The 8,283-nt window shown below is 36.5% G+C and carries 8 protein-coding genes; 4 read left to right on the forward strand and 4 right to left on the reverse strand.

Annotated elements, in window-relative coordinates:
• Nucleotides 1-584 precede the first annotated feature (584 nt).
• Nucleotides 585-1,616: a leucine-rich repeat domain-containing protein gene (locus tag D5R40_RS27935; protein ID WP_124145103.1), complete on the reverse strand. Its 1,032-nt coding sequence runs from the start codon at nt 1,614-1,616 to the stop codon at nt 585-587.
• Between the two features lie 474 nt (nt 1,617-2,090).
• Nucleotides 2,091-2,471, reverse strand: a complete 381-nt coding sequence (locus D5R40_RS27940) for a DUF8459 domain-containing protein (protein WP_124145104.1) — start codon at nt 2,469-2,471, stop codon at nt 2,091-2,093.
• A gap of 373 nt (nt 2,472-2,844) precedes the next feature.
• On the opposite strand from D5R40_RS27940, the gene D5R40_RS37160 reads away from it, so the two are divergent.
• Nucleotides 2,845-2,997, forward strand: coding sequence for a hypothetical protein (locus D5R40_RS37160; RefSeq protein WP_192901127.1), 153 nt, complete (start codon nt 2,845-2,847; stop codon nt 2,995-2,997).
• 83 nt (nt 2,998-3,080) lie between these two features.
• Entirely contained in the window at nt 3,081-3,284 is a 204-nt protein-coding gene (locus D5R40_RS27945) for a hypothetical protein (protein ID WP_124145105.1), read from the forward strand.
• A gap of 491 nt (nt 3,285-3,775) precedes the next feature.
• On the opposite strand, the gene D5R40_RS27950 is transcribed toward D5R40_RS27945, so the two are convergent.
• Nucleotides 3,776-4,498, reverse strand: a complete 723-nt coding sequence (locus D5R40_RS27950) for a M15 family metallopeptidase (RefSeq protein ID WP_124155524.1) — start codon at nt 4,496-4,498, stop codon at nt 3,776-3,778.
• 629 nt (nt 4,499-5,127) lie between these two features.
• On the opposite strand from D5R40_RS27950, the gene D5R40_RS27955 reads away from it, so the two are divergent.
• Nucleotides 5,128-5,667, forward strand: coding sequence for an EF-hand domain-containing protein (locus D5R40_RS27955; protein WP_124145107.1), 540 nt, complete (start codon nt 5,128-5,130; stop codon nt 5,665-5,667).
• Between the two features lie 597 nt (nt 5,668-6,264).
• Entirely contained in the window at nt 6,265-6,438 is a 174-nt protein-coding gene (locus tag D5R40_RS36250; RefSeq protein WP_161564537.1) for a hypothetical protein, read from the forward strand.
• 393 nt (nt 6,439-6,831) lie between these two features.
• Here the strand turns inward: D5R40_RS36250 and psbC are convergent, their stop codons facing one another.
• The gene (gene psbC / locus D5R40_RS27960; RefSeq protein ID WP_124155525.1) at nt 6,832-8,214 is read right to left on the reverse strand and encodes a photosystem II reaction center protein CP43; all 1,383 of its coding nucleotides are present in this window, start codon (nt 8,212-8,214) and stop codon (nt 6,832-6,834) included.
• Nucleotides 8,215-8,283 lie beyond the last annotated feature (69 nt).

Consider the following 8,283-nt stretch of genomic DNA (forward strand, 5'->3'; position numbering starts at 1 on the left):
CCCGCAATTTCAACCTAATTCTATACACAAACGATGCTACCGGACATGATATAAGGGTAATCTTTAACCAATTATATATCTTGATTTTTTTAGTCAATTCAGGAGTTTATACTTTAAATTGGCAGTTAAAAGCCAAACTATACTCTATTTTTAAGCTCTTAAATAGGGCTTGCTGATTAAATATAAAAGCATTGACATATAAAGATTTTAACCTTTTTGGGAACGAAAAAAGTGCGCCTGTTTCAGTCTAAAAGGCTCAAAAAGTTAGTATTTTAGGCGCATAGTTGGGCAGAACAATCTTGGGACAAAACTTAGCTCCTACCTCCTCGCTCATTCCCATTTCTCCCCTCCTGGGAGGGGTTAGGAGTGGGTTGTCTCCTGTCTTCCCTTCCTGGGAGGGGTTGGGGGTGGGTTGTCTCCTACCCCCTACTAAAGGACTTTTTCAGCAAACCCTAAATACAGGCGTTAGATCGAAAATCAGCTAATAATTTTACTCTGCAAGTAGTAGTTCAAAAAATCAAAAAAAACTTGAAACGTAAGATTTTTCCCTCTTGCCTGTTGCCTGTTGCCTCTTCCTTCTTCTATTAGAAGCGACAAATTGATTCTGGTTGGAGGGGGCAAATTCTGGCAACTGGGTTATTTCGCAAATTCAGTACATCTAATTTAATTAAAGTTGAGAGGGAATTAATATCTGTTATTTTGTTGCGACTTAAATCTAGTAAATTAAGGTTAGTCAAAGTTGATAAAGAATCAATTTTTGTAATTTGATTGAACACCAGGATCAGAATTTTCAGATTCCTTAAACTAGAAAGATTGGAAACTTCAGTAATGTAATTATCACTCAGATTAAGATAAGTTAGATTAGTGAGGTTAGAAAGAGAAGAAATGTCACTAATTTGATTGCGATATAAATACAAATTAGTAAGGTTAGTTAAGTTAGATAAGGGCGCAATTTTTCTGAGCTGATTATCGTTAAGATATAGGTGAGTTAAATTGGTTAAATTAGCTAGAGGTTTAATATTTGTAACACGATTAACTCCGAGATTTAGCTCAGTTAATGTTGTTAAGTTGGAGATAGAAGATACATTTTCAATTTGATTAAAAATCAGGCTCAGATGAGTTAATTTAGTTAAATTAGATAGAGGATATATATTTTTTATTCTATTATCGTTGAGTTCTAATTCAGTTAAATTAGTTAATTTAGACAAGTCATAAATATCTTCAATTTTATTACTATCGAGAAATAAATGAGTTAACTTAGGAAGGTTAGATAAAGGGGATAATTCTTGGATTTGATTAGCATTTAGGGATAGTTTTGTGAGATTTTTAAGGCTGGATATAGGAGCAATATTTATAATATAATTATTATTGAGAGAGATGGCAGAAAGACTAGAAAGTTTTTTGTCTGCTTCAATACAGTCATTCGTTCTGGCTTTTTGCAATAGAATTTTAACTGTATATTGAGAAGTGGAAGAAATGTTTGTTTGATTTAAACACCATTCTGTAAAGGTAGAAAAATTTTCTGGCGAGGTAGAATTAGCATTTAGGTAAGGTTGCATCAGCAGTATCCCTACCCAAATATAAATTCCCAAAAAGATTACTTTGAGTCTTTTCATTACGACTTTTACTCCAAAATTTTGTTGATATTAAAGTAATTATAATCAATGCGATAGCAGGGAATAGGGAATAGGGGAAAAAACATTTTCCTGTCTGAGGTTTATGATTAGTCTATGTCCTAATGGGACTTACACATTTTATGGAAGAGTCAGTCTAGATAAGGGAATTACGTCAATACCCTCAAAATGCCGAGAACCCCAAATAAACACGAGTACCCATCTTAGTAAGCGTCAGATGAAAATTATGATGTTTAGTTCTTGCTTGAGAAAGTTTTGTTGTCTCAAAGAAATTTTTGGTATGATTTGTAAAATTAATTTTAGCTGAATACTCAGTAATATTTGATTGGCTATTGCTGAGTTGAGGATGATATTTGATTTCGTATTTTTGGAGTCAGTAATTAAAGGATTTTGCTGTTGATTTGTCTCTGAGTTGAGTTGAGATACAATAGTTTTTAAGTCTTCTATTTGGGCAAATTATTGATCGAGATTTATCAACTTTTCTAAAATTTTTAATTGATTTCTAGTATTGAGGTAGAAAATTTTACAAATTCTTTGTAGCCAAAATACATCAAAGCTCAGAACTAATGTCACTAAAATAAAAAATATACTTTTTTTGAAGTCATTCAATTGTTCTTCAGTATAAAATCTAGGGTCTTTTTCCCTTATTCCTTCACTCATCTTTGAACTAATTGTCTTTTGCCATTCTTGAGCTAATTCTTTTTGAGTTTTGTTATGATGTAAAAAATCAGCTTGTGTAAGAGTTATAATTATTTTTTGTGGCGCTCCAAACTGCTCTGGAAAAACTATGACAGTTTCACCATTAAGGATTGATACTTGGAATGTTGGAGTAGCCATCGGAGTATCTATATTATTCTCCTTTATAGCATCACTCTCTAAAACCTTTTAATTAGAGCAGGCTAAGGATACGAAAAATTAACCCTAAAAAATCCTTTTTCGTGCCTTCGCGCGTAAAAATATCTTACCTGTTGCCTGTTGCCAGATGAGCTGTTGCCTACTCCTGCAAAAAATCTATATATATCTTTTTCACCAGATGTCTATTAGATTAATTATTTAGGTTTAATTTAGGGACTCAGAATTCCTGAGATTTGTCTGATTGGAAAATTGTACTAGACGGCTTAACAAAATTTAACTAAAAAGTAAACTTTGTTACAGAATTAAACATCGTGAAATTGAGATGCTCTAACTGTAATTTTTCTAGTCATCATCAATGAAAAACTTCACTTTTTTAGTATTGCCAGCCATCTTAGGAATAATAACTGGAGTTGGTCACGGAATCATTTCCCATAAAGCAGACCTTCCAGTATCTTTAACTGAGCAAGTTGCATTGTCCCTACAAATTGGTCAATTCCCAGAACCATAAAGATAAATTTTTATTAAAAGTATCTGTTAATACAGAAATATCTGAGATACTGAGAAAGTAAGTAATTGAGGAGACTTAGCTCTATGAACTCTCAAAACTCTCAGCACTTAGATAATATATCTGGTTTAGATCGAGTTGTAGTAACATTCTTGGTAGCTTTTTCTATGTTCATTGTTAGTTATAGTGCAACCCGTGTTTATCTAACTCAATCCTCTGAACAAAGCCCTCAAGTTGAATCTAATGTTATCCCCCATCCAGCTTCTTTGTGGAGTGGACTGGGTCGATAATTTATTCTATCGAAGCGGAGATAATATTTGATTTTCAAAACTCATAAACAAGTTATTTTTCTGAAAAGACTTTTATATAAGCTGTAACTTCTCACTATCAAAATGTTACAGCTTATGATAATTTTAGATTTTCTTTAATTAACCAGAAAAGTTAAAGAATTTGAAAACCCCCATTTTTAACTAGGGGATAAAAAATTTCACGGTTGTTTTAAGTACAAGTAAATATTAGTCTTTAATTTATCATTAATCAATCATCAATTAAAAGTTGATATTTTTAACATTGGCTTTAAAATCCCAACTATATTTTTAAAGTTAGTGATATACCTTGGTGGCAGGTTTGAATTCTACACCATAACGCCTGTTAACACAGTTTCAACCCAGGAGGCTAACTGATATAGCAGTCCAAGCAAAGGGCGCGGACAGATCAAAAGCTTAAAACTCAGACAATACAAGATTTTTCCTTCTTCCTTCTTTCCTCTACTATAACTGTTTCAATTTACTCGCCCATACCGTGCCACAACCTCACTTTCACCATTCTCTTTACTTGTCAACCAAGCCCACATTTGGTCGCCCAGAGAAAAATGCCACCATTCCTGTTGATGTTGCTGAAACCCCACCGATAACATTACTTCTGCCAATAACTGTCGATGTTGATTATATTTCTGAGCTTCCTCATTTTTACTCCCCAAAAAATGATTCGGGTAAGAGCGGGGAGACAACTCATCAATAGGAGAACCCATATCAACAGTTTTGCCATTAGCATCCACTAAAGTTACATCCACAGCAGCACCCGTACTATGAGGTGGTGGGGTAGCGGGGTTTAGACTAGGAGCAGCCCAAAACTGATAAACTAACTCTAAAATTTCTTGACGTTTTGCTTCTGTCAACTCCGGACTATCTAATGTTAAACCTTCAGCTTTTACTGTTTCTACAAAAGTGTAATCTACCATAAATTGTTGTACAGCAATGGGGCGATAAGCATCAAATATTTGGATGTGCCAACTGGGATATTTTTGTTGTAGTTTTGTTTGAGCTGCTATCAAACTATCTAATACTTTTTGACGTAAAAAATAAGGTGAATTTGCTGGAGATAAATGATAAGGTGCGCCTAATTTTTCATAGGGATGGGGTGATTCAGTGGCAAATTTTTCTAAGGGAATTGGGATGAGTGGTTCGTGACATTCTTGGATTTTAATTTTCTGGTATGGTTTCATTACAAATTGGCACTTAGTTATCAGTAGTCAGCTTACAATTATCAGGTGGAATCGCTCAATTATTACTAAATTTAAAGCAAGATTTTACATTTAGTAGCTTGGGTTGAAAATTTTTAGGGCGGTTATTCGCAGGATAAAAACAACACGATATCTGATTTTTTTTTGGTTGCACTACCGTTGAACCCAACCTACAGTATGATAACTTCCCATTACCTAATCCCAAACTTCTGTCAAATCTAAAATAAATCCCGGCAATACATTTTTCCCAGATTAACAATTAGGATTTTCCCATATTTCTACTTCCCGATTTTGTCAATAAATCTCCACTTTTCGATTTTTACTATCGTAAGCATTTAGCGGTCAGCGGTCAGCGGTCAGCTATCAGCTTTATTGCCTTTAGTGGGGAATTTAAGCTCGTTGTTCTTGTGCTTCAATTCTTTGTTCAAAAATGTAGTAGAAGTTAAGCAAATACCTGGTTCATTCATTTTTATTGCTGAGAGCTGATTGCTAATAGCTGAATGCTTACTTACTATCAATTCAAACCTAGCACCATTTAATTGAAATTTTGCTTCAAATATGCTAATTTCTAACTCAAAAAATAGCTGAGAAAATACAACAGGAGAAAAATTATGTTATCGCCATTTGTGCAACGCAAACTTGCCTTGGCATTTTATCAGTATGACCAATCGAAAAATGGACTGCTAGAAAAGGAAGACTTGCAGCTAATTGCCAAAAGAATAGCTGAGTCTTTTGGTCTCAAAAAGGAAGATAGCAAATATCAGGAAATTCTTGATACCTATGCTAAAGTTTGGGATCATTATTTGAGTCCTGCTGATACAGATGGAGATGGAAAAGTTTCTCTAATTGAATTTTTGGAAGTTCGAGAAAAAATGCAACCCAGTCAAATAGAAAAAAATCAAGAAGTCAACAAAGTGATGTTTGATTGCTTGGATATAGATGGAAGTGGCACAATTAGTTTTAAAGAATATGATATATTGTTAAAAGCGTTGGGAGAAACCAATGAGGAAAGTATTAAACGTGGGTTTGAAAATATGGATCTAAACAAGAATGGTTCGAGATCACGAGATGAATATGCTAAAATTAGAAGTGGTTATTTCTCTTCTGACGATCCAGAATATGCGTCGAGGTTGTTTTACGGATCTTTCTAAGACTGCTAACACTGTTAATACTTAATAGGCAATAGACATCTCCAGAAAAGAGGGAACACCGGAGCTGGGAACAGGGAGAAATAATTGATAATTTATGGATAAAAATTGATTTGATTTTGGATGTTTGGAGATGTCTAATAGGCAATAGATTTACCGAAGAATTAATAATTAAATAATTAAATAATTCAGGTTTAAAGCCTCCCCTTTCAAGGAGAAAAAAGCGGTCGAGGGATGGCGAGGAAACCTTACCATATCCAATCGACCAAGAGAAGAAATTTTTTCCTTTTATTCAATCGTCTTCCTTTTAGGGAGAGGTAATTATCAATTATCAATTATTGAATATTGCTCCTTACTGAATAATTAAGATTTAAAGCCTCCCCTTTAAAGGAGAAAAAAGCGGTCGTTAGCGGAGCTTCCCGTAGGGTGGGGTGGCGAGGAAATCTTGCCATATCCAATCGACCAAGAGAAGAAAAAAAATTATCCTTTTAGTCAATCCTCTTCTTTTCAAGGAGAGGTGATTATTAATTATTAATTATTGAACACCAACTTAAATTTGAGAGAGATACATTTTTGCGAACATTTCCTCAATCAAAAAAAATGTTTAATCACCAAAAAGAATATTTAGCTCAAACAAGTTCCATAGACCGCTCCTTTAAACCAGCGATCGCCTATGGAGGGTCGGTAAATATCTCAGAAAACAGTCCCACTATCCTCGTATCCGAAAACAGTGATCGGCAAAATTCAGCGTCAGGAACTCAGAAAAAGGTTTGAAGCGGGTGAATTTAATGCCATATTGAAAGACTGAAGTCATATCAAATCCGGTAGCATCAGTGTAATTAGATAAAGAGGGTGGGGAATGTCGGCAGATAGTGAATCTGGGGGCAAATTTCCACCTTTTTCCCCTATTCTATTGCTTGATCTTCTGACTCCTTTGCTATAGGAAAAAATGGGTTGGTTAGGAAATAGACTGGTAATAAACCTTAGACAGGGAAATTTTTCCCACTTTTGCCTGTTGCCTGTTGCCTGTTGCCTGTTGCCTGCTATAAAAACCCGTACCGCGTGCCAAGATCCCAAATGGGTTCTATAAAAAAATAAGAACCTCACCAGATATTTGGCGAGGTTCTTAAATAAATTTAGCTATCAGTAACCTACAGTAACTAGATATTAGTCTAGGTTAGGCATAGATAGTACTGGCTCTGTTTCACGGTCGAGACCCTTCTCAAAACCACCTTCAGCAGCACGAGCGCGTCCTGCGTGCCATAAGTGACCAATTAAGAAGAAGAACCCTAGAATGAAGTGAGCAGCAGCTAACCAAGCACGAGGGTTAACATAGTTGAACCCGTTGATATCAGTGATAATGCCACCTACGGAGTTGATGGAACCGTTAGGAGCATGAGTCATGTACTCAGCAGCACGACGTACTTGCCAAGGCTGAATATCATTCTTTAATTTACTCAAGTCGAGACCGTTAGGACCACGAAGAGGCTCTAACCAAGGACCACGGAAGTCCCAGAAACGCATTGTTTCACCACCGAAGATGATTTCACCAGTAGGAGAACGCATCAGGTACTTACCAAGACCAGTTGGACCTTGAGCAGAACCAATATTAGCACCTAACTTTTGGTCACGAACTAAGAATACAAAAGACTGAGCTTGAGAAGCTTCAGCGTTAGTTGGGCCGTAGAATTCGCTGGGATAAGCAGTGTTGTTAAACCATACGAAACACGCAGCAATCAAACCCATTAAGGATAGAGCGCCCAAACTGTAGGAAAGATAAGCCTCTCCAGACCAGATGAAAGCACGACGTGCCCAACCGAAAGGCTTAGTTAGAATATGCCAAACACCACCGAAGATACAAATCAGACCGATCCAGATATGACCGCCGATGATATCTTCCATGTTGTTAACACCGATGATCCAACCTTCACCACCAAAAGGAGCTTTAGCTAGATAACCAAAAATAACAGCAGGATCGAGAGTAGGGTTAGTGATTACCCTGACATCTCCACCACCTGGTGCCCAAGTATCATAGACACCACCAAAGAACATGGCCTTAAATACCAACAACAGCGCACCACAACCTAATAGGATTAAGTGGTAACCGATGATATTAGTCATCTGGTTCTTATCTTTCCAGTCATATCCGAAGAAAGAAGAATATTCTTCGAGAGTTTCTGGACCACGAACGGCATGATAAATACCGCCTAAACCAAGAACAGCAGATGAAATTAGGTGCAAAACACCTACGACAAAGTATGGAAATATGTCAGTTACCTCGCCACCAGGACCGATACCCCAGCCTAAAGTAGCAACGTGAGGCATTAGGATTAAGCCTTGTTCGTACATTGGCTTTTCTGGGACAAAGTGACCAACTTCAAATAAAGTCATTGCTCCTGCCCAGAATACGATTAGACCTGCGTGAGCAACATGAGCGCCTAGCAGTTTACCGGATAGATTGATCAGACGGGCGTTTCCAGACCACCAAGCAAAACCGGTGGACTCGATATCGCGACCTCCCATCATGGAAGAATTAGAGAGCGTTACCACGTGGTAGAACCTCCTCAGGGAATATAAAGTTTTGATGTGGTTGATCTTGAGGTGCCATCCATGCTCGGA

Origin of the sequence: Okeania hirsuta (genome assembly GCF_003838195.1) — a bacterium.
GTDB classification, from domain to species: Bacteria; Cyanobacteriota; Cyanobacteriia; order Cyanobacteriales; family Microcoleaceae; genus Okeania; species Okeania hirsuta.